Annotated in this window: 18 protein-coding genes and 1 tRNA gene; 5 read left to right on the top strand and 14 right to left on the bottom strand. The window is 47.9% G+C overall.

Annotation, left to right across the window (positions count from 1 at the left end; all coding sequences use genetic code 11):
• Nucleotides 1–5 precede the first annotated feature (5 nt).
• The 9 genes from JT719_RS09165 to JT719_RS09125 form a co-directional block, all read right to left on the bottom strand.
• Nucleotides 6–1,541 carry a SusD/RagB family nutrient-binding outer membrane lipoprotein gene (locus JT719_RS09165; RefSeq protein WP_207432646.1) on the bottom strand — a complete coding sequence of 512 codons (1,536 nt, stop codon included), beginning with the start codon at nucleotides 1,539–1,541 and terminating at the stop codon, nucleotides 6–8.
• A gap of 26 nt (nucleotides 1,542–1,567) precedes the next feature.
• The gene (locus JT719_RS09160; RefSeq protein WP_207432644.1) at nucleotides 1,568–4,717 is read right to left on the bottom strand and encodes a SusC/RagA family TonB-linked outer membrane protein; all 3,150 of its coding nucleotides are present in this window, start codon (nucleotides 4,715–4,717) and stop codon (nucleotides 1,568–1,570) included.
• An 875-nt stretch (nucleotides 4,718–5,592) separates the two neighbouring features.
• Nucleotides 5,593–7,413: an ABC transporter ATP-binding protein gene (locus tag JT719_RS09155; protein WP_207432642.1), complete on the bottom strand. Its 1,821-nt coding sequence runs from the start codon at nucleotides 7,411–7,413 to the stop codon at nucleotides 5,593–5,595.
• A gap of 192 nt (nucleotides 7,414–7,605) precedes the next feature.
• Complete coding sequence (locus JT719_RS09150; RefSeq protein WP_207432640.1) at nucleotides 7,606–9,063, bottom strand: sodium:solute symporter; 1,458 nt, start codon at nucleotides 9,061–9,063, stop codon at nucleotides 7,606–7,608.
• A gap of 214 nt (nucleotides 9,064–9,277) precedes the next feature.
• Nucleotides 9,278–10,750, bottom strand: coding sequence for a sodium:solute symporter (locus JT719_RS09145; RefSeq protein WP_207432637.1), 1,473 nt, complete (start codon nucleotides 10,748–10,750; stop codon nucleotides 9,278–9,280).
• Between the two features lie 177 nt (nucleotides 10,751–10,927).
• Complete coding sequence (locus tag JT719_RS09140) at nucleotides 10,928–11,548, bottom strand: hypothetical protein (RefSeq protein WP_207432635.1); 621 nt, start codon at nucleotides 11,546–11,548, stop codon at nucleotides 10,928–10,930.
• A gap of 160 nt (nucleotides 11,549–11,708) precedes the next feature.
• A complete protein-coding gene (locus JT719_RS09135) occupies nucleotides 11,709–13,538 on the bottom strand; it encodes a M61 family metallopeptidase (protein ID WP_207432633.1) in 1,830 nt (609 codons plus the stop codon).
• 74 nt (nucleotides 13,539–13,612) lie between these two features.
• Nucleotides 13,613–14,272 (bottom strand): class I SAM-dependent methyltransferase, encoded by a 660-nt coding sequence (locus tag JT719_RS09130; RefSeq protein WP_207432631.1) that lies wholly within the window; start codon nucleotides 14,270–14,272, stop codon nucleotides 13,613–13,615.
• A gap of 114 nt (nucleotides 14,273–14,386) precedes the next feature.
• Nucleotides 14,387–14,890 (bottom strand): CinA family protein, encoded by a 504-nt coding sequence (locus JT719_RS09125; RefSeq protein ID WP_207432629.1) that lies wholly within the window; start codon nucleotides 14,888–14,890, stop codon nucleotides 14,387–14,389.
• Nucleotides 14,891–15,064: 174 nt separating this feature from the next.
• Here JT719_RS09125 and JT719_RS09120 point away from each other — a divergent pair, with 174 nt between their 5' ends.
• On the top strand, nucleotides 15,065–15,784 hold the full coding sequence (locus JT719_RS09120) for a phosphatase PAP2 family protein (protein WP_207432627.1): 720 nt from the start codon (nucleotides 15,065–15,067) through the stop codon (nucleotides 15,782–15,784).
• Between the two features lie 90 nt (nucleotides 15,785–15,874).
• Nucleotides 15,875–15,954: transfer RNA gene (locus JT719_RS09115), tRNA-Leu, on the top strand.
• Between the two features lie 348 nt (nucleotides 15,955–16,302).
• On the opposite strand, the gene JT719_RS09110 is transcribed toward JT719_RS09115, so the two are convergent.
• The 3 genes from JT719_RS09110 to JT719_RS09100 form a co-directional block, all read right to left on the bottom strand.
• The gene (locus tag JT719_RS09110) at nucleotides 16,303–17,010 is read right to left on the bottom strand and encodes an outer membrane beta-barrel protein (protein ID WP_207432625.1); all 708 of its coding nucleotides are present in this window, start codon (nucleotides 17,008–17,010) and stop codon (nucleotides 16,303–16,305) included.
• Nucleotides 17,011–17,288: 278 nt separating this feature from the next.
• Nucleotides 17,289–17,783: a hypothetical protein gene (locus JT719_RS09105; RefSeq protein ID WP_207432623.1), complete on the bottom strand. Its 495-nt coding sequence runs from the start codon at nucleotides 17,781–17,783 to the stop codon at nucleotides 17,289–17,291.
• Nucleotides 17,784–17,911: 128 nt separating this feature from the next.
• Nucleotides 17,912–18,400 carry a hypothetical protein gene (locus JT719_RS09100; protein WP_207432621.1) on the bottom strand — a complete coding sequence of 163 codons (489 nt, stop codon included), beginning with the start codon at nucleotides 18,398–18,400 and terminating at the stop codon, nucleotides 17,912–17,914.
• 245 nt (nucleotides 18,401–18,645) lie between these two features.
• On the opposite strand from JT719_RS09100, the gene JT719_RS09095 reads away from it, so the two are divergent.
• The 3 genes from JT719_RS09095 to JT719_RS09085 all read left to right on the top strand — a co-directional run bounded on the left by JT719_RS09095 (nucleotide 18,646) and on the right by JT719_RS09085 (nucleotide 21,487).
• Nucleotides 18,646–19,374, top strand: coding sequence for a phosphatase PAP2 family protein (locus JT719_RS09095; protein ID WP_207432620.1), 729 nt, complete (start codon nucleotides 18,646–18,648; stop codon nucleotides 19,372–19,374).
• 168 nt (nucleotides 19,375–19,542) lie between these two features.
• Nucleotides 19,543–20,733, top strand: coding sequence for an enoyl-ACP reductase FabV (gene fabV / locus JT719_RS09090; protein WP_207432619.1), 1,191 nt, complete (start codon nucleotides 19,543–19,545; stop codon nucleotides 20,731–20,733).
• A 154-nt stretch (nucleotides 20,734–20,887) separates the two neighbouring features.
• Nucleotides 20,888–21,487 carry a hypothetical protein gene (locus JT719_RS09085; protein ID WP_207432618.1) on the top strand — a complete coding sequence of 200 codons (600 nt, stop codon included), beginning with the start codon at nucleotides 20,888–20,890 and terminating at the stop codon, nucleotides 21,485–21,487.
• A 45-nt stretch (nucleotides 21,488–21,532) separates the two neighbouring features.
• Here JT719_RS09085 and JT719_RS09080 read toward each other — a convergent pair whose 3' ends face one another.
• Together JT719_RS09080 and JT719_RS09075 are read right to left on the bottom strand one after the other, a co-directional pair.
• Entirely contained in the window at nucleotides 21,533–22,072 is a 540-nt protein-coding gene (locus JT719_RS09080; RefSeq protein ID WP_207432617.1) for an O-acetyl-ADP-ribose deacetylase, read from the bottom strand.
• A 119-nt stretch (nucleotides 22,073–22,191) separates the two neighbouring features.
• Nucleotides 22,192–24,528 carry a GAF domain-containing protein gene (locus JT719_RS09075; RefSeq protein WP_207432616.1) on the bottom strand — a complete coding sequence of 779 codons (2,337 nt, stop codon included), beginning with the start codon at nucleotides 24,526–24,528 and terminating at the stop codon, nucleotides 22,192–22,194.
• Nucleotides 24,529–24,714 lie beyond the last annotated feature (186 nt).

Raw genomic sequence — 24,714 nt, 5'->3', positions numbered from 1 at the left:
TGAAATTAATTTTTGTCCCAGAATACTTTAGAGGTCTGAGCATTGATGTTACCTTGAGCGGATACGTTGGCAGCATTGTAAGTAAACTCTGCTTGAGGATACAATAATCTAACAGGAATGTTGTTGCCACCTCTGCCTGGGTAAAGTGATAATGGAAGGTCTGTAGGAACACCTACTCTTCTGTAATCTACCCAAGCCTCAAAGTTATTGATACCCACTAATGACAGATATTTCTGCATCACAATAAGGTTAATCTTATTAGTGTTTCCTGGGTCATCAAAGTTTGCAAACTCTTCTGAGAGATAAGTAGTTGCTGCAGTTTCAGCATTTTCTACTTCCAACCAGTTGAAAGACTCTTTTACAGCAGCCTCATATGTGGTTTTGGCGTCTCCTGCCAGTAAACCTCTTTGAGTAGCTTCTGCTTGCAAGAATAAGCTCTCAATAGAAGTGAACAGCCATTGTGGTTGAGTAGGGCTCTTAGCTAGACCTGGGCCAGAAACATCAGAAGAGTTTGCGGCGTTAGGTGCATCATTTGGAATGATCTCACCAAAGTTATATCCATAGTAAAGGATACCACCTCTAGGCGTTGCTGCCTGGCTAAAGTAGTACTGATACCGTGGGTCATTGTTGTCACGAAGCTTATTCAATACATAGTTGTTAGCCCGGTTGTAGTTATCAACCGCTCCCAATGCAGACTCTTCATAAGTGTCGTAGAAAGGGTTCTGCTGGCCAGCTGCTTCGGCATAACCTGGCTGTACTGCTACTGTTTCGCCAGCCATTAAGAAACCACTTCCTTCCGCTACAACTTTATCAGTCTCAGCTTTCGCGTTAAATCCTGGAACGTTTACCTGACGAAGAATCAGTTTAAGGCGCTGGGTATTGATTAGTTTACGCCATAAAAGTTTTTCGGCAGCTCCAGTAGGGTTTACAGCTGCTCCAGCCTTTTGAGAGTACACCAGTATGTCTACAGTGCTTGTGTTAGAGGTTACTTCTGCCTCTGCCATTAGTTTAGCAGCTTCTTCTAACTGCAACAGAAGATCTTTGTAGATGTCTTCTCCTTTGTCATAGGCTGGTAGAATGTTACCACCGGCGTAATCAAAGGCTTGAGAATAAGGGACATTGTTGTATTGGTCTACCAAATACATAAAGCCAACAGACTTAAGGTATTTAGCCGCTGCAATATAAAATTTGTCTCCTGTGGCTGTAGCCTTTTCCTCCATCAGGTCAACATCTTTCAGGATATCATACCAGCCAGACCACTCGTCTGCCTGATAAGTTGTGGTGATGTTGTAAGACTCTTGCTCTGCACTTGGTCCGTATGAACCTGAGCGGGCCCAATAGCCCATCCAATGAGCCGAATAGTCATAAGAGGTGGCCATTCTGGCGGCTGTTGCATGTAAAACCCGTGGCAGGATCACCTGAGGAGTGATTGACTCCTCAGTTGGGGCATTTGGGTTTTCATTTATATCAAAGAAGTCATCGCTACACCCTGATGCACCTAGCATGAGGAGCGTGAATACTGAATATATAACTTTTTTCATTTTTAAGTTAAAATTAAATTTACTCTTTAGAAGGTTAGAGTTACACTACCACCAAACGTGCGTACTGGAGGATTGATAGTAGAGTTTGAGATACCAGCCTGGTTACCGGAAGTCACACCTGATGCACCCGACCCGAAAGATGAGTTAGGAGAGCTGAAGGTGAAATCAGGATCTGTATAAACGTTTGTTTCTGGCAACCACAAGAATAGGTTTCTACCAATAAGTGATACAGTAGCACCTTTTACGATATTTTGTCTGCCCAGGAAGCTTGCTGGTAAATCATAAGTTAAAGCAACTTCGCGCAGTCTCCAGGAAGCGGCACTTGTGATAAAGTTAGAAAGAGCATCTCTGTACACACCAGTATAGAAAGCCTCCACATTGTTCACAGTTACGTTCGTGTTTGGAACGTAGGTTCCGTCCTCTTGCTGGATCACAGAGTTAGGAATAACGAATCTCTCCCGGTTGTTGTAAGCTGTTGCAGCAGAAACACCAGTCCAGGCCATAGCGTTTCCTATATCGTGGTAGGCGTAGTGACCGGCTTTGTATTCAGCAAGTACAGAGAGATTCAAACCTTTCCATTTCACTGAAGGGTTGATACCCACAGTCCAAGTAGGTAAAGTACGTCCAAAGTTCTTAAGAGTAGCGTCTACTTCAGGGAAACCAGTTACAGGATCAACAATAATTCTTCCTTCTGGGTCTCTTGCGTAATCTCTGGCTTTGATGATGAAAGCCGGATAACCAACAACGGCATAGTTAGCAGCCCCAGTATAACCTCCAATGGAAAGTTCATCCATGCCTTGGTACAGGCTGGTGATTTCATTGGTGTTGTAAGTAGCATTTGCTCTGAACTCAACATCTACATCGCCCAAAGATACCAATGGAGTTAATCTTAAATCCATTTCAATCCCTTTGTTGTTGAACGAAGCAGCGTTCACGTAAGCACTTGTATAACCAGTAGCGCTAGATAAGCTGATTGGAATGATCTGGTTGTCGTTTTGCTGGTTGAAGTAAGTAGCTTCGAAGAAAATTCTATCATTCAGGAAGCTTGTCTCAATACCAACCTCACGGCTCTCAATAAACTCAGGCTCCAAATTAGCATCGAAGATAGTGTTGTTTGCTGTATATCCTGGTAATGAACCATAAGGGAAGCCGCTAGCTTGTGAGAAGGTTGCCGCTAAAGAATATGGGTTGATATCAGCGTTACCTGTTTTGCTCCAGGAAGCTCTCAGTTTTAAATAAGAAAGAATGTCATTGTCTTGCAAAGCGCTGATAGCATCTGTCAATACCAATGAACCACTCACGCCTGGGTAAAAGAAGGAGTTGTTTCCAACTGCAAGCACAGAAGTTTGGTCATTACGGCCTGTTACTTCAATGTTAGCCCAGCTTCTGTAGCTTAAACCAACACTTCCATAAAGAGAGAAAAGTCTTGATCTACGCTGAGGCGATGAACCGGTCAACTGGCCAATGCGCTGAGAGATATTGAACAACTCTGGAACTACAAGGCTGGTAGCACCTACTCTGGTGTCACGGGCATCGTCTTGACGAACATAGGTACCAACCACCGCATTTACTTTGAAATCTTCATTGATTTCTTTATTCAGGTTGGCAAAGGCTTCAGAAGACAAACGGGTATAACGTAAAGATCTTTCTTCAACCGTGCTTGGGATTGGATCTAACCCTCTTGGTGAGCCAAAGGCACTTGGAGTTTCTCCTTTAGAAGTTCTTCTCTCATTGATGCTTTGAGAAGTAAGAGCGGCTCTGTAGTTTAAAGTTAACCAATCGGCGGCTTTAAAGCTGAAATCAAGGTTGGTAAGGAGGTCTTCTCTTTTACCAGTTTTACGCCAGTTATCAATGGCAAAATATGGGTTCAAACCATAGTGGTTGAAGTAGTTGTTAAACATTGCAAACTCATTGTTCTCAAAGTCTTTATAGCTTGTCAATGGAACGTGAGCTGGCGTGTTGAAGATAAGGTTCATCAAACCTTGGTTCAGACCTACGTTGTTAGAAGCATTCCAGTCAGCCATTTGCTCATCATCAAAGATGTTGTAGTTCTGCTGGATATAGTTGGTGTTCAAGCCAACCTTTACTCTGCCGTATTCTTTACCAGTATTGAGTCTGATACCTGTTCTACGGTTCTTATCATCTGGTACAATACCATGTACATTGGCGTCCTGTAAGCTGATGTAAAAGTCTTTCAGAGCCAGAGATACGTTGTTCTGTGTGGTAACGCCAGTTTCAAAGAATTCTTTTCTGTCGTTTCTAGGACTATAAGTTACGATCTGCTCATTCCCGTTTTCAAGAGGATCACCCAGCAAAACTTGGGAACCATCGAATCTTGGTCCCCATGACCAGTTCTCGTAAGGAATATAGGCTCCTCCACCACCGCTACCAAAAGTCTCCTGGAACTTAGGGAAGAAAGAGATTTGAGAAAGCTGAGTTGAGTGATTTACTGTAATTACAGGTTTCTCATCAAGAGACCCCTTTTTTGTAGTTACTACAATCACCCCGTTTCTCGCATCCGGACCGTACAAAGCGGCGCCAGAAGCTCCCTTCAATACAGTCACATTTTCAATGTCATTTGGATTAAGAGATGACAAGTAGTTGATATCAGCTGGCACACCGTCTAACAAAAGGAGCGGGTTGTTATTACCAGTTAATGAACGGATACCGCGAAGGTTGATTTTCACGTTTTCAAACACCCCACTGTTGGTAGTGGTAATATTCAAACCGGAAACTTTTCCTTGCAGACCGTTTGCCACGTTTACTGGAGCGGCTCTGGTAAGCACTTGTTCTGTTACTGTAGTGGCAGCATAGCCAACTTCTTTTTTCTGTCTTTCAATACCCAAAGCTGTTACTACAACTTCACCTAATGCTCTGGCATCGGTTGCCAACCGCACATTGATGGTAGTTTGGTTACCAATTGCAATTTCTTGGTTTGTGTATCCAATGAATGAATACACAAGAGTACCTCCAGTTGTGGGTACGGAAATTGAATAACCTCCATTCACATCTGTTGGGGCAGCCGTACTGGTCCCTTTGAGCTGAACTGTTACCCCAGGCATGCCTTCGCCTGTAGCGGCATCAGTCACTCTTCCTGTGATGGTCTTCGTTTGTGCCATAGCTTCGTTCAAAAGCACAGACAACAAGAGAAGACTCAATAGTAAGATTTTCTTCATGTTGGTTTAGGTTTTTGTTTGAAAATGAACGGTTAATAATACGCGTTTTTTTTCACAAATAAAATTTGTGTTAATTTTTTGGCGGTTTTATAAAGTTTTGGTTTTCTGGACTTATCAGCTAGAATTATTATTAATGAGGTGGCAGTTTGTTAATAGCTTACGTCTGCAATAGGGTTGCATTATCAGCTTTGTAAAAGATAAAAATGATGGTTTGAAACTGAAGAAATAGTGGAATGCTGCCTGCAATTGAGCATTATCTTCCCATTAAGTTAAATTATGAACTTTAACTTGTGAAATGATCTATACGTGATCTTTTGAAGTGTAAGGGAATGTGTAGGTGTTGCTCAAATAGGCATTGTTCTTTTATTTAAAGATAAACAAGGGGGTGTTTTATTGTGACATTTGAATAATACACAAAAGAAGTTGCAAGGGGACTGTTCCCCTTCTTGAATTTTAGTTTAAACCCGTTAAGCTTGGACTTTTAATTTTTAACTAATTGACAATCAATATACTATATATATGATTAGAGCTGAACTAGCCTTCTTTGTTAGTTTAAGCTGTGGTAAGCTTCAGGGAATACGAATGTTTGTTGAAAGAGTTACAAAAATTTTATTTTGGAATTAAAATGAAAATTGAAGTTCGGCTTAATGCTTTTGTGTGGATGTTCTTAGATGTACTTTTTTAAGTGAAAATTAATTTTTTATATGTTAAATCTAAGTGGAAAATTGAAGATGAGGCAATGGTAAAAAGCCATTGCCTCATTGCATACTCTAATTCCTCTTTGAGACGGAGAATTTAGAGTAGATTCATTTCTTTGATTATGATTTATAACTTGCCTGAATTTTGCATTTGTTTGTTAGATGAACAAAACTGAATTACTGTACATCAAATTGCAGTTTTAATAAATTAGCGTAAATTCCATCTGGATTAAATGCTAATTCTTCATGCGGTCCTTGCTCTACAATTTGCCCTTTATCTATGACAAGAATTTTGTCTACTTTTCTAATAGTAGCTAAACGGTGCGCAATGATGATAGTAGTTCTGTTTTTCATCAACTCATCCATGGCTTCCTGAACCAGCATTTCAGATTCAGAATCAAGGGAGCTGGTGGCTTCGTCTAGAATCAGGATGGCAGGGTCTTTTAGGATGGCCCGGGCAATTGCAATCCGTTGGCGTTGGCCACCAGAAAGTTTGATGCCTCGCTCACCTACCACGGTGTTGAAGGCATCTGGGAACGACTGGATGAACTGTAGGGCATTGGCTTTTTGGGCAGCCATATGTACTTCTTCATCTGTAGCATCGGGGCGGCCGTAAGCAATGTTCTCCCGGATGGTACCTCCAAACAATAGAACCTCTTGTGGTACAATGGCCATGTTGCCCCGAAGGTCATGCAAGTGTAATTGGTTGATGTTCTGTCCATCTACATAAATGGCACCCTGGTCCACTTTGTAGAATTTCATGAGCAGCTGCGCGATAGTTGATTTTCCGGCCCCGCTGGAACCCACCAACGCAATCTTTTCTCCGGCCCTAATCTCAAAATGAATGTTTTGGAGAACCTGTATGTCTGGTCGGGTAGGGTAGGAGAAGCCTACATGCTCGTATCTTACGTTGCCATTGAGCCTGATGGCTGTGGAAGAAGGCAAAGCAAGATCGGTTTGCTCCAGAGGCATATCCAGAATTTCCAGAATACGTTCTGAGGCACCAATAGAAACCTGGATTTTGGCATACAGGTCACCTAATCCGGCTACAGATGCACCAATAAATGAGGTGTAAAGGATAAAGGAAGTGAGCTCGCCAAAGGACAGATCACCTCTTTGAACCAAAGTAGCACCGTACCAGATCACCAGGATAATACCGCCAAACAACCCAATGATGATAAAAGAAATGAAAGCACCTCGGTAGAAGGAGGTAGAAATGGCCGTTTGTACAGATTTGTTCAGGGCTTGTTTGTACCGGTTAATCTCAAATAGCTCGTTAGTGAAGGCCTTTACTACTTGAATAGCTTGCAAGGTCTCCTCCACAATCACGTTGGTAACGGCCAGTTCGTCCTGGGTTTTGCGCGAAAGCTTTTTCAGCTTTTTCCCGAAAACCACGGCTAAAATGACCAGCACCGGAAAAGTTGCCAGCATGAAGAGCGATAGCTTAACGGAAATGAACATGATAAATCCAATTCCTACCAAAAGGGTGGTCACCTGGCGGAAAAGCTCGGCCAGGGTAATAGAAAAGCCATCCTGGATGTAGCTGACGTCTGAGGTAATACGGCTGGTGATTTCACCTACCCGGCGCTGTTCAAAAAAGGTAAGCGGCAGCCCCATGAATTGGGAATAGAGACTCTTGCGGACATCGGCAATGGCGTTTTCGCTTACCTGCGCAAAAAAGTAAACCCGAAAGAAAGAGAAAATACCTTGCAGGGCAATCACCCCAAACAGGAGTAAGGCAATAATGTCAATGTCCTGGGTAAAGGCGGTTGGTTTGCCTACCGCGGCGTCAATGAGCATACCGGTCACGGCTGGGAACGCCATGAAGGTAAGACTGGAGAAAAGTAGAAAAACTAAGCCAATATAAAACTTGCCTTTGTAGGGCAGGAGAAATCTAAAAATCTGAAGTCCGCGGCGCAGGCTTTCTTTGCTCAGCCTGGCTTTCCCTTCCGTTTCAAGTCCGGATGCCGTACCCGGCCCGAATCCTCTTTTTGCCATGTAGTACTACCTGTTTCTTAAAGAGAGCGCCCCCTTTGGGCTGCGTCTTCTGTTTGCTGTAGAGGTACTGAGTCTGTTTTGCGCCTGATTTTCAGGAAACAGGGTTAAAACAACTAATGTTTGGTATACCCAAAAAGCAATCCACAAAGGTATGCATAACTACTGATTTAATCCGCTAAAAATTAAGGAGAATTAAAGAGTTTTAATCTGATTTTTTGCCGAAAACAGCCAGAGTCCCAAAAACATCAGCAGGCCGTTGAGAAGCAGCACTTCAAACCCGAACTGGTACCCCCAGAACCACTCAGCAGAGTTCGCGCTGATGATATAGGTGAGCACCGGAGACAGACCCCCCAGTAACGGAACTACGCCGTCCCGCACCTTTCGGGTGGTCAGCAGACCGAAACTGTACATGCCCAGCAACGGTCCGTAGGTGTATCCCACCAGCGTGAAAAGAGTGGCGATGATGCTTTCATCGTTGTACAGCCTGAACAGCAGGATCACTACCATCAGCAGTAAGGAGAAACCAAGGTGTACCCAGTTTTTATACTTCACGCGCTCGTTTTCAGGCCGGTCTCTGAAATTGAGGAAGTCTACACAGAAGGCAGTGGTGAGGGAGGTAAGCGCAGAATCGGCGGAGGCGTAGGTAATGGCGGTTATCCCCAAGATGAAGGCAATCCCTGCCAGAGCCGGAAAGTGGTGTAATGCCAGCGCTGGAAAAACATCATCGCCTTTTTCTGGCAGCGTAATGCCTTGCCGGGAGGCATAAAAGTAGAGCAGAGCCCCCAGGCAGAGAAACAGCAGGTTTACCAGAATCAGGATGACGGTGAACCAGAACATGTTTTTCTGGGCTTCGGGCAGGTTACGGCAACTCAGGTTCTTCTGCATCATGTCCTGGTCTAGGCCGGTCATGGCAATGGTGATGAACGCGCCGGCTAATAACTGCTTCACTATAAAATTAGGCGCTTTGGCATCCCACACCCAGACCTGTGCATATTTGCTGTGGGTGATGGTATTGGTAAGTGCTGGTAGAGAAAGGCTCATCTCCTCAGAAACCACCCAGATACTGATGCCCAGGCACAAAAGCATGGCCAGGGTCTGGAGGGTATCGGTCCAGATGATGGTTTTCATGCCACCCCTGAAGGTGTATACCCAAATAAAGGCGATGGTGATGCCCACCGTTCCGGCAAACGGAATACCCAACGGCCCGAAAACCGCTAACTGCAACACGCCTGCCACCAGATACAGCCGCAGAGCCGCGCTCAGGGTGCGGGAAAGCAGAAAGAAGGCGCTCCCGGTTTTATAGGACCAAAAGCCCAGCCGCTGCTCCAGGTAGGTGTAAATGGAAACCAAATTCAGGCGGTAATACAGCGGCAGCAGGAAAAGCCCGATCACCAGATAACCCAGTGCGTAGCCCAGTACCATCTGGAGGTAGGTAAAACCCGTTTTCTCCACCATGCCCGGAATTGACACGAACGTGATGCCCGAGAGCGTGGTCCCAATCATGCCAAACGCCACCACGTACCAGGGCGAGTTTCGGTTGGCTAAAAAGAAACTGGCGGTTGATTCATCTTTCTTGCTGGTGATCAGGGAGACCGCCAGTAGCAAGCAAAAGTACGCGACAATAATGCCGAGGGTAAAAAGAGGAGACATGTACTAAGTGGCGCCACCTTGGGGAAAGCGCGCACAAAAATACAAGGTAGACCGGTAAAATCAGGCGACTTCCTGTTTCAGGGCTGGTTTCCTGAAAACTACCCCAGAACAGACCTGTCCCACAAATGAAAAAACGCCCTTCCGTTTTAGGCCTGATTGTAAGAAATCAGGCCTAAAACAGAAGGGCGTTGGAGGGGTTTACCTCCGGTATAGATTAATAGGTGGCGGTTACATCTACATACTCAGAGCTCTTTCTGGAGATAGAATACAGCCCCACGTAGGTCAAGAAACCGTTGAGCAGAAGTACCTCAAACCCGAACTCGTAGCCCCATAGCCACTCCACGGAATTGGCGCTGATGATGTACGTAAGCAACGGCGCCAGCACGCAGACAAACGGTACCAGGTTGTCCCGCACAATACGTTTGTTGAACATCCCGAAGGAGTAAAGCCCCAACAGTGGACCATAGGTATAACCGGCTACTTTGAACACTGCCTGCACCACGCTTTCATCGTTCACAATCCTGAAGATGATGATCACTATCACCATTAGTACGGAGAAGCCAAGGTGGGTCCAGTTTTTAAGGCGGATGCGCTGCGCCTCGGGGCGGTTCTTGAAATCAAGGAAGTCAACGCAGAAAGAAGTGGTCAAGGCCGTAAGGGCAGAGTCGGCGGAGGCGTAGGTAATGGCCGTGATGCCCAGGATGAAGGTGATGCCCGCAAAAGCCGAGAAGTGGTTCAAGGCTAGTTCTGGGAACACCAGGTCTCCGTTCTCGGGCAAGGCAATGCCTTTGGCATCAGCAAACATGTAAAGCAGCGCGCCCAAGCTCAGGAACAGGATGTTCACCAGCAAAATAATGAAGGTAAAGCTGAGCATGTTTTTCTGGGCTTCCTTCAGGTTTTTACAGCTCAGGTTTTTCTGCATCATGTCCTGGTCCAGACCCACCATCACTATGGCAATGAACATCCCAGAGAAAAACTGCTTCAGGAAATACCGCTTGTCCTGCCACTCCCAGAAGAACACCTGCGAGTATTTGCTTTGGTCAATGGCGTTGACCATGCCCTGGAACGAAAGGTTCAGAGAATCGGAAATCATGACAATACTGATGCCCACGCAGATCAGCATGGCCAGGGTCTGGAAAGTATCGGTCCAGATAATGGTTTTCATGCCGCCCCTGAAGGTGTACACCCAGATCAGGGCAATGGTAATAATCACCGATACCTCAAACGGAACGCCCATGTCATCAAACACCGCCAGCTGCAGCACGCCCGCCACCAGGTACAACCGGAACGCCGCTCCCAGGGTACGCCCTAACAGGAAGTATGCCGCCCCGGTTTTGTACGCCCAGTAGCCAAACCGTTGCTCCAGATAGGTGTAAATGGATACCAGATTAAGCCGGTAGTACAGCGGCATAAGCACCATGGCCACTACCACATAGCCCAGCATGTTGCCCAGAATTAGCTGCAGGTAAGAAAACTGCGCTTTCTCCACCGTGCCGGGCACCGAGATGAACGTTACCCCAGAAAGGGAAGTACCAATCATCCCAAACGCCACCACATACCACGGAGAGGCCCGGTTTGCCAGGAAGAAGCTGTCAGTGGATTCGCCTTTTTTACTGGTGATAAATGAGATGAGAATGAGGATACAGAAATAAACGGCAATAATGCCTAAGATAAGCGAGGAAGACATTAGTGGGAGATCGGAGAGTTAGGGTGTTATAATTAGGACTGTGGCAAATATAACCAAAAAACAATATGCCGTATTTGAAAGAATGGCAGTAAACGGAGATGTCTATTTAAAAAAATAGCCCTTTCAGGTAAATCTGGAAGGGCTTTGTTGTAAATGCTCTAAAACGTGGCAGGCTACCTAGAACCCCCAGGGAGAGTTGAAGCCTGCCCCCGGATAGCCGTAACCCCAAAGGTTGGAGTTGCCGCCGTTGCTGTACCGTACCCCGCCCGAAATAGTCACATTAGGAGTTACCTGGTACTGAGCGTTGAACTGAAAGCCCTGGTTAGGCATGCGGCCATAGAGGAACGGATTGCTGTTCCAGCGGTTGGTAGCCGATGGGTTCAGGTCTTTCCAGACGCTGCCGCTGAGCAAAAGCCGTTCACTCATGGCATACGAACCGCCCACGTGCAGCAAATACTGCCGCGAGGGGGCCGCCGTCATGAGGGTAGAGGTGCCCTCGCCGGTGGTGGTTCTGAACGTTGGTCCGCCCCAGGTCTGTAACATGGTCAAACTGCTGAACACGTGGAAACGCGGCGTGACCCGGTACTGCAGCCTGGGCTCCACAAAGGATACGGAACCAAAGTTGCTGAAACTGGCCCCGGCGTTCAAGCCATAGCTCACACGTGGAACAGCAGGTGCCGAGGCTTTCAAGGAATCTGGGTTGGAGTAGCCAAGGTTAAGCCCCTGAGCTTGGCCGGGCAACGTACTCGCTGTCCAGAAGAGCAGGGCAAAAAGGAATATGAAGCGTTTGTTTGACATCTGATATAAGAAAAGTAGGCTGATAACGTATGGTTCAGCACTACCAAGTTAAGGATTTCTCTCTTTTAACGAAACAACCGCTCCTCTAGTCTATAGGTTCTGTTTCGAGCCTGTTTTCTCAACTTCAGGTCCGAAACAGAAGCAGAACTCCTAACCAGCTTTACGCTTTCTTGCTCAACCAGGCCTCGCGGCGGGCTTTGGCGTCTTTCGGTACTTTTTTGTCAACCTGCTCTAGGGGCACCAGTTTTACCGCCGGGTCCTGGGCTAAGGTAAGGGACACGGTTTTCTTTGTGCCTTGCTGCATCACTTCCACTTGCACCTGGTCGCCGGGTTTGTGTTTGGCCAACAGGCTGTCCAGCGTTTTCTGGTCGGTGAGTTTCTGGCCATCTAGGGTTAAAAGCACATCGTCACGGTCTAAGCCTGCTTTGTAAAGCGGACTGTTCGCGAAAGTGCCCTGGGCAATGGTAGCCTGGTCGTTCTGGAATTTCAGACCTTCCCAGCCAATCACCGCGTTGGGGGATTGTTGCAGCGCCAGGCCCATTTGCCGGGCTAACGCTTCATAAGGGATCATTTCTTTTCCGTAAATGTGCCGTTTAAAGAAATCCTGCGCAAAAGCGGGGTCTTTGGTCAGATCGGCCAGGGCTTTCTCCAGATCAGGCAGGGTGTAGGGTTGCTCGGGTTTGCCGTGGCGTTGCCAGAGCAGGCGCATGTAATCATCTAAAGTCAGATTCTTGAACTTGGTGCGCAGCGTGAAATCCAGTCCAATGGCGATGGCGTTGCCGTACGTGTAATATGAAATGTACGTGTTGGTGCGGTTGGTGGCGTCTACGGAGCGCGAAGCATCCACAAACGGAGCCTGCTGGCTCATCTCCACCGGCGAGAAATACTCTTTTCCCGGCGAAACCATCACCGCCAGAATAGGATAACCGGCGTTCTGAAGGTAATCAGCTGAGGACGTGACCCCGGCCCGCTCCAGTAATAAAGTGCCGTAGTAACTGGTAAACCCTTCGGCCAGCCACAGTTCACCGCTCATGTTGGCATCTGCGAAGTTGAAAGGCTCCAGGCTCTTAGGCCGGATGCGCTCCACGTTCCAGGCATGGAAAAACTCATGCGATAGCGTGCTCAGGTTAGGGTTCATGCCCGTCTGTAGCGACCGCGAGCTGGTGATCACGGTGGAGTTGCGGTGTTCCATGCCGTCGCCGGGCGTGCCGGGCAGGTAGCAGGCTATGAAGGTGTACTCCCCAAAGTCAAAGGCCGGAAGTTCGCCAAATACCGCCTGGGCTTCCTGCGTAATGCGCTTGGCTCTCTGGGTGTATTCGTCCAGTTCCTGATCAGTGCCGCTGTGGTGCATGCCAATTCTGATTTTCTGGGTGCGGCCTTTCTCCTGCACCGTCCATTCGCGCCATTTCAGATCGGCGAGCTCAACAGGGCTGTCCATGAAGTACTGGAAATCCGGCGCCGAGAACGTGAGCGGAGCCGTCTCCTTTTTGAGCTGGGTGGCGGCGGTCCAGTTCTTGCCGGCCGGTGGGGTGAAGCTTACCTGAATAGGCGCTTTCTCCAGGCCATGGGCGTACATAAAAGTAGCGGGGGCGTTGAGGTGCGCATGGGTAGGGCTCACACCCGCGTAGGTGCCATCGGGGTGATCTGCGAACAAGGTGTATTTTACCGTTACGGTACCATCGTGGCCAGAGACGTTCCATTGGTGCAGGTTAGGGCGGTTAGGCGTTAAGGTTTTGCCTTTGCCGTCGGTGATCTGGACGCTGTACACGTTCTTGGCGAACTCGTGCAGGGCGTAACGTCCGGGCGAGGAGCGGGCCATACGCACTTCCAATACCGGCGTCTGCACGCCTTTAAAAGTAGCGATGACGGTAGCCTCGTGGTGAACGGCGTTTTCAAAGGAGACCTGGTAGCTGACGCTCTGCTGCGCCCTAGCCGGAGAAGCGAAAGCCAAGGCGGCAACGGCCAAGGCTGTGAAGAGGGTTTTCTTCATTGGGAGAAATGTTTCAGCTTCCAAGATACACATGAAAGCCACAACCCGCCACTCTGCCTTCAATAACTTCTTTTCTAAGCAGGATCTGGCCTTTGCAGCACCTGCGCCCGGATGAAGCCTCTGAAGAAAAAGGCTTCCTGTTTGGTCTGGAACCCGAGGCTGGTGAACAACAACTCAAAAGGCGGCAGGCTCTTGCCCGAGATGCCGCTCACCAGCCCAAAGAACTTGTACATGCTCCACAGCAAAGGCTTTTGCCACAGACGTTGGGTGGGGGAGGCTGAAAGATAAAAATCAGTGTGCAGCCACAAACTAGAGGGGAGCAAGGCCTGACTAAGCCGTTGCATCATGTTTTGGGCCTGATCCTGGGAAAACAGGTCCAAAACAAACGGCGTGATGACCACGTGGAACTTCTCCTGGGGCAAAAGGTCAGCCTCGGTGCCAACTCTGAATTCCACGTTAGTGTTGGAGGGGCTTTGCCCGAGCCTTCTTTTTGCCAGGTGCACCATTTTGGCCGAGGCTTCCAGGTAAAGCACCTGGGCCGGGGCGCTTTTTTGCAGAAGTTGAGGTAAGATCCAGCCGCTGCCGCCGCCCAGGATCAGTACTCTGGATTGCGCGGGTACCAAGGGAAGAAAGTGTGCCTGGGCTTTCAGTTGGGCCTGGCCGTACACCGCCTGCGCCAGGGCATCATAAACCGGGGCAATCAGGTTGAAGTCTGGGGTAGGGGAGGAAGGCATGGAAAGCTACGCTGTTTTAGGCCCGGTTTCCCAAAAGTAGCACAAAAACAGGCATGCCCTTGCGTGCTCAGCCCGGCTTAAAAAGATCGCAAAGCAACAGGAGGCTGAAACCGCTTACTCCTGGCCGCTGTGTTGGTAATGGCGTTCCAGGGTTTCCTCCAGTTTCTGGAAGATGAAATCCTGCGCTTGTTCCCGCATCTTCTTGGCATCGCCTTTGAATATCTGGCGGTACTCCTCCACTTTCTCCTTGAAGAGAATGGAAACAAAGGTGGTGCCCACGGGTTTTTCGGGGTTTTCAGAGCCACCCTGGCCAAACAGCCCCGTCACCGCTACGCAGACATCGGCCTTCAGGAGTTTATGCAACCCCTGCACCATCTCATTGGTGACTTGCTGGCTCTCGGCGGTATAAAGCTTAAGGGTTTCGTTTTTCACGCCCAGCACTTTGTTTTTGGCCACGGCATCATAGGTCACCATACTGCCCAGGAACACATCTGACGTACCGGTGGCTTCGCTTAACGCCGCCGCCAGGCTGCCACCGGTGCAGCTTTCGGCAAAGGCCAAGGAGAGCCCTTTGTCCTTTAACTTCATCATGAGTTGGGTCAGTTCTTCTGGTTTCATAGGATTCAATGGTGGCTATGAGGCTGCATACTGGTTTTAGCCTCTGGAAGTTGTCTCTTTGACCAAGGCAAACACCGGCCCTCCCCACTACGTATTTTAAGCAGTTTGCCTGTTTCAAGCCTGTTTCCCTGAAATCAGCCCTGAAACAGGCAGCCCAAGTGACGATTGATCTGCATGAAAAAAGCATTTAGGAAATTTGTGGCCTCTACGGCTTTGTTTACCGTGGAGCTGGTGGTAATCTGGGCGGTGTTTATCCTGTGCCTGATTCTGTTCTTCTGGCTGGCCAGGGAAGTGCTGCCCGGGAAAGAGTTGAAATTTGATAGCCGGGCTTTTGCCTGGGCCGATGAACGGGCCAGCCCCAGCCTGACCGAGTTTATAAAAGGAGTGACGTTTCTGGCTTCGCGCAACTTCATCACCGGGGCAGGCCTCATGTTGATTGGGTACTTCCTGTTTGTGAAAAAGCACAAATGGTATTCCTTGAAAATACCCGTGATTGCCGTGGGCAGTATCTCCCTGAACCTGATACTTAAGTACCTTTTCAACCGCCCAAGACCGTTGGTTCCGCACCTGGTGGAGTCATACGGGCTTAGTTTTCCCAGTGGGCACGCCATGATCAGCGCCTCGTTTTATGGTCTGCTTATTTATCTGGTTTGGAAAAACGTGGAAGTGCCCGCCTGGCGATTCCTCCTGATCACCTTGTTGGTGCTGCTGATTCTGTGTATCGGGTTCAGCCGGGTGTATCTGCATGTACACTACGCCACCGATGTGCTTGCCGGATTGGCGGCTGGTTTAGGGTGGGTGATTTTGGCTAACTTCCTGCTTAGCAGGATGGAAAAGTTCTCTAAACGTAATCTGCACCCCGTGGTAAAAGGCGAGCAGCAGCCCGTGTCCTGAAATTTTTTTCTAAAAATTTGAGGTGGGTTATTGCAAATAAATAAAAAGTAGTATTTTTGTGCACCCTAAAGCAATGACGGGTAATAAGCTGCGCAGGTGGCGAAATTGGTAGACGCACTGTCTTCAGGCGGCAGCGGGCAACCATGGGAGTTCGAGTCTCCCCCTGCGCACAGAAAGAAGCCTTGTAACTGAAAAGTTGCAAGGCTTTTTCTTTTTTTGATTGGGGGAAAGTTCTACCCAGCTTTCACTTTTTTAGAAAGTGCAAGTATTTCTCTTCATAGCTGACCTTAGGTACTTTCAGATCCTGTTTCTTTCATTAAGCGCTTGTATTTTTCTGGTTCAATCCATCTGGTAAGTTGGCTAGCAAATGATTGTCTCCCCATTAAAATCTAGATAGCATGATTTAACAGGTTTGATACACGAGTAAGGAGATTAAATAAAAAGGGGTAAAAGCCCCCTTTTTATTTAATCTAGAGTTTACTAGACGATGTCCAGGTTATATTTTGTTGGCAATAAGGTTAATTAAATTGCTGTTGTTTAAGATACCCTTTATTTGTTCTAAGCATTACCCCTAGCGTTAAGGCGTTCATGCCGGCATGTTGAAGGTAGTATTTGCCATTCATCCTCTGAAAGTATTTTTGGTGGTCGAAGTCGTGGCGAAAGTTCACAAAGAAATAGGAATGGTTATAAGAAGTGTTAAAAGTATAACCAAACTCCACTCCAGCTGTAGGTGAGACCATTAGGTTAGGAGCCTCAACGTCAGTTCCTGGTGCATATGCCTCAGGATTATACTTTACTGACTCCATCGCAACATTGCCAGCTATTCCAGCCTCTACTATAAACTTAATATTGGATTTCAGGGGGAGTTTGTAGCCAACCAGTACCGGTACTTGGACATAGGTTACTGTTTTTTTGTTAGTATCTTCATTTTCATGCTCAAATTCTGGGCTTGAATAAGTTGTTCCCTTCCCAGTGCTAATAGCCTCTATTTTCAATTGTAGTGATTTATTTAGATCGGTAGAAAGCACGAAGCCATATGTGTCATCAATATGGGGTTGATAATCTATTTTATGGCCTTCTAACGCCTCAATTTCGTTCCCTTTCACTGATGATTTGGTGATCCCTCCTTTTATACCGAAATAAGTTCTTGGAATGAAAACATTATCTTGCCCATGAGAAAGTTTGGCAGTGACAAGAAGTAAACTTAAAATGTAGATTTTCTTCATTTAATCCTGTAATTAACCGTAAAAAATTTAATTGGGGTTAAAAATACATTTTATTATTATAAAAAATACTGATGAAATTTGATTATTAGCTATTGTTGTTCAAATTTCGTGATCATCATTCGATTAGTGTTTAGTTGCCAACGACAACCATCAATTGCGGATAAAAATATCGGCAGCTAGTAGCGGATAATGAAAGTTATAAGAAAGACTGTATGAAAGAACAGTCTTTATGTAGGAATGGTAAAATATAGAAGTCTAAAACTTAAGTACATGACAGGTTATTTAACTTTCAATGCCTTGTCAATTTCTTTGAACAGGTAATCAATAAAAGCTCTTGTCTGCTGTTGGTAACTTGACATGGTACTTAAATATTCTACATCGTCTTTTTTGTCATCTGGAGGTGTAGGTCCCAGAAACCTTTCACCGGGTACCGGTTGGGTAGTATAAGTAAAGGTGGTGTTCGTCACCTCAGCGCTGTATCTGCCTTCCTGCAGGGAGATTATTAAATCATAGCCAAACAGCACCGGTCTTTCTATCCCATTGATTTCAACGTTTAGCTTTTGAAGTGCTTTGCGGATTATCAATGACCCATCGGATTTTTCAAGTTGTGATTCTTTTAGGGTAGTAAAGTAGCTGTGTATAAACTCTTCGGCTAAAAGTTGAAGGTCCTCCCTTGAAGCCTTGTTAACCTTTCCAGTATGGCTAAATTTCACCTTCTGCCCGAAAGCCAGAAATGGGAGCAGCAGTAGAAGGAGGGGGAGCATTCTTTTCATCTGTAGTTATTGGTTGCAGCTCAAGTATAGCGGTTGCAGGCATGGGTAGCCAATGAAAAAGGGAGATGAATGAATATCTCCCTTATCAAACAACTCTGATTGCAGGCTTAGATCAGGAAATAGTAACCCTACTGTTTTCCCTTTTTGAAGTTCTTAATGGCGGCTATATCAAATGCCACGCCCAGGGTGAAAGCGGCGGCACAGGCGTAGCGGGCGTTCCTGACTTTTCTGTTGCGTTGTGCTGTCTCGCGGTTGTAGGTGACCATAGCCTCATCATACCACTGCTCAATCTGCTGAATGACCGCAGGGTTATTCTTGGCTACATCCATCCGGTAGAGATAATCGGTGGTGGGGTCGTAGGGCTTCTTGTAGAAATTGGGCACCATGAGGTAGCTTCCCGCGCTTAGTATGTTCAGGCCAATGCCCAGCAACAGGAAAGTGTCGCCTTTTTTACTATAGAGGTAAGGGTCTGTCTTCTGGGTGGTGGAAGCAGGTAATGACAGGTTCAGGCTGGCTCTTGGGGCGGGTTTATGGGCCAGGGACAAAGTAGTTTGCGCCTGCGCTGCCATGGGCAATAGTACTATCGCTGCTAAGAAAGCAAGTAAAACGTTTCTCATAGATTTTCCTTTCCGCTAAGATAACAAATCCTTTGACACAAAAACGGCACCTATTACCGCGTTTTTGCATCTGCAAATTTCACCGCAAAATCAGCCTAAAAGCACAGAGATCAGGAAAAACGAAGCATATGTGGTTTTACTTCTTCACTGTGCGCTGCGGTGTAACCAGATAGGTTCACCATTGGCTGATTTAACAAGCGGCAGAGTGGGTTGCATCTGTTTTGGGCCTGATTTTCGTAAAAACCATGAAAAACGCAGAGAGTATGCAGACAGAGGTAGAAGAGACAGCTAAAAAAACCGGAACCGCCATAAAAGTGGTAACGCTGCAAATGGTTGTGGCGTGGGCAGTGTTTGTGGGTTCGGCTCTCTTGTTTTTCTGGATGACTGCGGTGGTGTTTGTGGAGCAGGAGAAGGAACTGGACCAGGCGGCCTTCGCTTTTGCGGGCGACATCACTACCCCCGAGACCACCGATGCCATGTATTTCATCACGTTCTTCGGGTCCAAGAACTTCCTCATCTTCGGTTCACTGGGGCTGGCGTTGCTTTTCTTCATCTTCAAGAAATGGCGGTTTTACTCGCTCAAGGTCATTGCCATAGCGGCTACCACCACCTTGTTCAACCAGAGCATGAAGCTTCTGTTTGCCCGTCCCCGGCCCGAGACAGCCTTTCTGGAACAAGGCGGCAACAGCTTCCCCAGCGGTCACGCCATGATTGGCGGTGCTTTCTGGGGTCTGCTCATGTACCTGCTCTGGACCAATGTGCAAAACCGATGGCTCCGCTGGTTTCTGAGTTTGTTGCTGGGGATTCTGATTTTTCTCATCGGCTTTAGCCGGGTTTACCTCAACGTACATTATGCCTCAGATGTGTTGGCGGGTTGGGCCGCCGGTATTTTCTGGCTCATGATTTCCATTTACCTGCTCAACAAGCTGCAGAAACGCATGGGCAGAAAGGTAGACAAAGAGCTTTCCAGGTGAAGGCTGGGCAGCGTATGAAAGCAGCATTTCCCAGGCAGAGAGGTGAGGTGGTGCCCTGGGTTAGGGTGCAAAAATGCGCTCTGGTATGTTTTGTTAAGAAAAAATAACCAATTTACGTCTGCAAATTGAATGATAGCTTACAGCAGAAATCTGTAAAACCATTTTTCCATGATCATTACGCCAAGAGTACGTGGGTTTATCTGCTTAACCGCCCATCCTAAAGGATGCGAGCAGAACGTGATAAACCAGATTAACTATGTGAAATCAAAGGGACAGATTGAAGGCCCTAAAAAAGTATTGGTGATTGGAGCCTCCACCGGATTTGGCCTGGCCTCCAGAATCACCGCCGCCTTTGGCTCCAACGCCGCCACAATTGGGGTGTATTTTGAAAAACCATCGGCCGAAGGCAAACCAGGTTCTCCCGGCTGGTACAACACCGCCGCTTTTGAGCAGCAGGCACAAGAGGCAGGCCTTTACGCCAAGAGCATCAACGGCGACGCCTTTTCAGACGAAATCAAGCAGAAAACCTTAGATCTGATCAAAACCGATCTGGGTCAGGTAGACCTGGTTATTTACAGCTTGGCCTCACCGCGCAGAACCAACCCTAAAACCGGTATCACGCACAACTCCGTGCTGAAACCCATTGGCCAGACGTTTACCAACAAAACCGTTGATTTCCATACCGGCAACGTGTCTGAGGTGTCTATTTCCCCAGCTTCTGAGGAAGACATCCAGAACACCGTGGCCGTGATGGGCGGCGAGGACTGGGAAATGTGGATGGATGCCCTGAAAGCCGCTGATCTGCTGGCACCGGGCGCTACCACTGTGGCTTACTCCTACATTGGGCCAGCTTTAACCGAGGCCGTTTACCGCAAAGGAACCATCGGGCGGGCCAAGGATCACCTGGAGGCCACGGCTTTCACCATCGCCGATAAACTGAAAGACCTGAACGGGAAAGCGTATGTGTCTGTCAACAAAGCGTTGGTAACGCAGGCCAGCTCAGCTATTCCGGTTATTCCGTTGTACATCTCCCTGCTGTACAAAGTAATGAAAGCGAAAGGCATTCATGAGGGTACCATTGAGCAGATGCAGCGCCTGTTCAAGGAAAGATTGTTTACCAACGGCGAAGTTCCGGTAGACGAGAAAGGCCGCATCCGGATTGATGACTGGGAAATGCGCGAGGACGTGCAAGCCGAGGTCGCTCAGCTGTGGGAGCAAGCCACTACTGAGACTTTACCAACCATTGGTGACCTGAACGGCTACCGCACCGATTTCTTCAACCTGTTCGGGTTTGAAGTGGAAGGCGTAGAGTACGGCACTGATGTGAACGAAGTGGTAGAGGTGCCTGGCTTGGTATAGGTAGCATCTCAAATGAGGTAAAAAGGATCTTGGGTGCTTTTATAAGTACTTAAGATCCTTTTTTATTTTTAGATGTAGAGGTGTATTTTGAACGATACATTAGCTTTAAGTAAAAGAATTCCTAAGAGTTTGGCTATAACTATATCCCTTATCAATGAAAAAAATTCTACAGAAGCAGTTAGGCGGGTACAGGAAATATACGATCAAAGGAGATGGACTTTATCTGGAAGTGAAATCTCATGAAGGATTCACGGCTAGACTCATAAAGTTTGAAGACATTGGCTTTGATGAGATAATCACCAAGTATGTGCCAGCACCGGTGGTAATAAGCTTATTTGTTTCTGTATTTTTCAACCTACTCTTACTGCTCATCTTCTTCATTGACTTTGCAGAAAGACTAAAGCTGAGTTCAGGAGTAACTTCAGGCCTCACGGGAGGAGTTACCGTTTGCCTTGCCATCTGGGGAAAAGTGGTTTTCAGGTTTGAAAAGCAGAAAATCCTGAAAGGTGAGGTATCTATTGCCTTTAATTACTTCAGAAAGAAAGAAGCTCAGGTAGATGAGTTTATTCAGGAGCTAAAAGCAAGCCATCGGGAATATATAAGGAAGAAATACATGGAGATTGATGAACTAAAACCCATGGAAACCCAACGGAATATATTTTTCTGGCTCTATGAAAACGAGTACATAGAACGTCCGGAATTAGAGGACCTGCTTGCCAAATTAGAAAGAAAAGTAATCGTTAAAGGTTTTTGATAAGCTAAAAGCAGAGGCAAACTGGTTCCTTTTTCAAGGTATCTCTTACTTACTATCCGCTAATTCCTGCTTATACAGGTTAAGATTTTCATCGTCAAAGGCTACAAACAGCACTTGTTCTGGGAGCTCATTTGATTCCAGAAACTCACGGACGGCTTTTACGGCCACTGCGGCCGCTTTGTCTTTGGGGTAGCCATACACGCCCGTGCTGATGTTAGGAAAGGCAATGGTTTTGACGCCATGCTTTTTAGCTAACTGCAGTGAGTTGCGGTAACAGTTGGCGAGTAATTCCGGCTCACGTTTGTGCCCTCCGTTCCAGACCGGACCAACCGTGTGGATCACGTATTGGGCCGGTAGGTTTCCGGCGGTGGTAATCACGGCCTCCCCAGTGTCACAGCCTCCTTGTCTGGCTCTTATCTGTCTGCATTCTTCCAGAATGGCAGGTCCCCCGGCCCGGTGAATGGCTCCATCTACCCCGCCGCCGCCCAGCAGACTGGAGTTGGCTGCGTTCACAATGGCATCGGCAGTAACTTTGGTGATATCTCCTTTCAGGAGTTGAATGCGTTGCGTTAGGGTGAAAGACATACCGTTTTGTTATTGTTTTGCGGAAAATAGCCGGTAAACAGCAAACTGCCTAATGGTTCTTTGGCTTTTCTAGCTTATTAGGCAGCTTCGTTGTTAAGCCTTCTGGTTACGCCTGCACGTTAACACTTGATCTGTACCCGAAGAGCCTTCAGGCCGCTTACTCCTTGCAGGTCTTCCACCTCCAGGTGCTCGGTATCCTCCGTCAGCACGCCTTTGTTTTGCAGGTATTCTATGTATTCCAGGTACTCGTTCGCTTCGCGGGCTTGGGAGTACACAATGGCTACTTTACCTGGTTGGGTGAGGCGTTCATCGGTGCCCCGGATGACGGCTTTGTCAATGCGTTTCTTCACAATCTCGTAGCGGATGTTGTAGGCACCATCTACGTCAAATTTGCGCTCGTCTTGCCGGAACCGGATGGCCAGGGGTTGGCTGTGAATCAGGATTAGCTGGGTGGTGTCTAACTGCACTTGAAGCTTCGGCTTTAAGGCCTGCGTGCGGCGGGCAACCTCACAGATCACCATGAGCTGCCAAAGGCGCAGGTTGCGGAGGAACATGAGGTCAAACGGCTGGTTTTCTACCAAGGATTGGCCCACGTAAATGTTGAATTCCACCCCATCGGTCACAAAGCGCTCAAAATAATGCGGATACATCTGCTGCGCCTCTAGTTCTTCCTGCTCCACGTACTCAGAAATGGTCTCGTTGATAAGCGTGAGGCTTTCCTCAAAGGCTTTCCGGCGCTTGTACAGAATGCCCAGACTGGGGTCCATGGCATTGCGGTAGGCCTGGATCTGGGAAACCAGTTCTGGATGCGTGGCCTCCAGGAACTGGAACATGGGCTCTACCTGGGTCCTTAAGGTTTCAAAGATGGTGATGCCGTCCTGGATCAATACCCCTGTTTTCAGCTGCCTTAAGTGTTTTGAGACCGAAAACCGCAACTCGTCCAGAATAGGCAGGGAATGAACCTCCACGGCTTTTTTCAGGACGCGCTCCGCAAGCTGCAGGTGTTCCACCAGATCGCCCAGGATGGCGGCGTTACGTTCAGTGCTGGAGCTGCGCACATCGGCCACAGCGTAGAGCGGGTACACGTCTGGGAACACAATAGGCTCCATCTCGGGGCTTGGTCCGGTAGGGGAGGCGTTCATCTTGTCCAGCAGGTTCAGCGCGGCTTCCCTGAAACGCCACTCCAACACCGGGTGGATGGCCGTAAACTTCTCCCTGATCACCGATTGTACCCGGGCCTCAATCTCATCTGAGTTGCGGTTCACCGCCACGGAAAACAACGGCAAGAACTGCTCTACCTTGGCAATGGAGAACGTGTCCAGGTCGCCGGGGTTGGGAGAGCCAAGCTCCAGAATACCAATGGGTTCATCGCCGTAGCGCAGCAGGGCCAGCACAATGTTCCGGATGCCCATGCCCAGCATTTCTTCGCGTACACCATCGGGCAGCTGATCAGTGGTTTCCACGTTTTTGATCACCATTGGGTCGCCAACCCGCACCAGATCATCATAAATGGCCTTGAAACCGGCGTAGCTGGAGCTGGTAACCTCGCTCTGCAGTAAGAAACTGTGATTGATCTTGTTCCCGAAGTTCACGAACGTGCTCTTGTTCTTGTGGAACGCGGCCACCCCCAACTGTAAATGCGGACGCTTGAACAGAATCCTGATCTTTTCCTGCAACTGCTCAAAACGGTCAGGAGCCAGCATGACATCGCGCTCCAGCAAATCGTTTTTCAAAGAGGACAGCACTTCCTGGTCGGTGACGTCTACCAGGTTCATGATGTAGAACCCGCTGATCTCAAAGTACTGGGGCGGCAACATCTCCATCCAGTAATCCATGTCGCGGATGTTGTCCAGCATGTTCTGGATGTCTTCCTCGGTGAGTTGCGGAAGCTCCTGCGTGGGGGTGATGTCCAGGAACTGCGTGTTCAGCACCACGTTGTAGTGGCGGTACAAGCCCAGCTGGTAATCTGGCACGGTGTAGATCAAGAACTCCTCATGCGGCACCTGCACGTTGTAGAACTTCTCCAGAATGAGCAGGTAAATCATGCGCACGCGGTTAAAGAGCATGCGGTGGTCGTCAATGTTAAGCGGCCGCTTGAGGTGGTTGTTATCCGTGAGGATGATTTGCTTGAACGGCGGAGTATGGTAAAAGCTGGCATCGTACCAGGGGCCAACCACGCCGCTGGCCTCTGACTGGTGCGTTGCCGGCGGAAAAACCGCCGTCATGAGTATATCAATCAAACAATGATGCTGCTGGCCCAGCACCTTTAGATCGGTGATGGGTTCCCTCAGTTCAGGTAACTCCTGTAATTGCCGACCTATTTCCTGGGCGCACAGCATAAAACTGCTTTTGCAGTCATCATGAAATTGCTCCCAATAGGTAATAATGGGCCTGAGGCTCAGGTAAGCCTTGAACGGAAAGGAAGTAACACTTATCTGGTATTCGTTTGACTGCATACAGGGCTTTTAACGGAAAAACCCTTTTCCAGATACATAAAGCCGCTTTATGAGAGACGTTTGCGCTGAGATAGTTTTGTTTTAGTCCTGATTTCTGGAAAATAAGGCTAAAATCCCGGCAGAAGCCATTAATTCCCTCGCTCGCCTCCGGCGAGTGTGCGCTTTTCCGCGGCCTCTGGCCGCATT

This window comes from Sabulibacter ruber, from assembly GCF_017355955.1.
Lineage (GTDB): Bacteria > Bacteroidota > Bacteroidia > Cytophagales > Hymenobacteraceae > Nibribacter > Nibribacter ruber_A.
The sequence above is the reverse complement of the archived record's forward strand: the minus strand, read 5'-3'. Positions and strand labels throughout refer to the sequence as shown.

What these genes read in the sequence shown, in the direction of transcription:
- JT719_RS09165 (WP_207432646.1), bottom strand. Translation starts at nt 1,541, where the DNA reads ATGAAAAAAGTTATATATTCAGTATTCACGCTCCTCATGCTAGGTGCA.
- JT719_RS09160 (WP_207432644.1), bottom strand. Translation starts at nt 4,717, where the DNA reads ATGAAGAAAATCTTACTATTGAGTCTTCTCTTGTTGTCTGTGCTTTTG.
- JT719_RS09155 (WP_207432642.1), bottom strand. Translation starts at nt 7,413, where the DNA reads ATGGCAAAAAGAGGATTCGGGCCGGGTACGGCATCCGGACTTGAAACG.
- JT719_RS09150 (WP_207432640.1), bottom strand. Translation starts at nt 9,063, where the DNA reads ATGTCTCCTCTTTTTACCCTCGGCATTATTGTCGCGTACTTTTGCTTG.
- JT719_RS09145 (WP_207432637.1), bottom strand. Translation starts at nt 10,750, where the DNA reads ATGTCTTCCTCGCTTATCTTAGGCATTATTGCCGTTTATTTCTGTATC.
- JT719_RS09140 (WP_207432635.1), bottom strand. Translation starts at nt 11,548, where the DNA reads ATGTCAAACAAACGCTTCATATTCCTTTTTGCCCTGCTCTTCTGGACA.
- JT719_RS09135 (WP_207432633.1), bottom strand. Translation starts at nt 13,538, where the DNA reads ATGAAGAAAACCCTCTTCACAGCCTTGGCCGTTGCCGCCTTGGCTTTC.
- JT719_RS09130 (WP_207432631.1), bottom strand. Translation starts at nt 14,272, where the DNA reads ATGCCTTCCTCCCCTACCCCAGACTTCAACCTGATTGCCCCGGTTTAT.
- JT719_RS09125 (WP_207432629.1), bottom strand. Translation starts at nt 14,890, where the DNA reads ATGAAACCAGAAGAACTGACCCAACTCATGATGAAGTTAAAGGACAAA.
- JT719_RS09120 (WP_207432627.1), top strand. Translation starts at nt 15,065, where the DNA reads ATGAAAAAAGCATTTAGGAAATTTGTGGCCTCTACGGCTTTGTTTACC.
- JT719_RS09110 (WP_207432625.1), bottom strand. Translation starts at nt 17,010, where the DNA reads ATGAAGAAAATCTACATTTTAAGTTTACTTCTTGTCACTGCCAAACTT.
- JT719_RS09105 (WP_207432623.1), bottom strand. Translation starts at nt 17,783, where the DNA reads ATGAAAAGAATGCTCCCCCTCCTTCTACTGCTGCTCCCATTTCTGGCT.
- JT719_RS09100 (WP_207432621.1), bottom strand. Translation starts at nt 18,400, where the DNA reads ATGAGAAACGTTTTACTTGCTTTCTTAGCAGCGATAGTACTATTGCCC.
- JT719_RS09095 (WP_207432620.1), top strand. Translation starts at nt 18,646, where the DNA reads ATGAAAAACGCAGAGAGTATGCAGACAGAGGTAGAAGAGACAGCTAAA.
- fabV (WP_207432619.1), top strand. Translation starts at nt 19,543, where the DNA reads ATGATCATTACGCCAAGAGTACGTGGGTTTATCTGCTTAACCGCCCAT.
- JT719_RS09085 (WP_207432618.1), top strand. Translation starts at nt 20,888, where the DNA reads ATGAAAAAAATTCTACAGAAGCAGTTAGGCGGGTACAGGAAATATACG.
- JT719_RS09080 (WP_207432617.1), bottom strand. Translation starts at nt 22,072, where the DNA reads ATGTCTTTCACCCTAACGCAACGCATTCAACTCCTGAAAGGAGATATC.
- JT719_RS09075 (WP_207432616.1), bottom strand. Translation starts at nt 24,528, where the DNA reads ATGCAGTCAAACGAATACCAGATAAGTGTTACTTCCTTTCCGTTCAAG.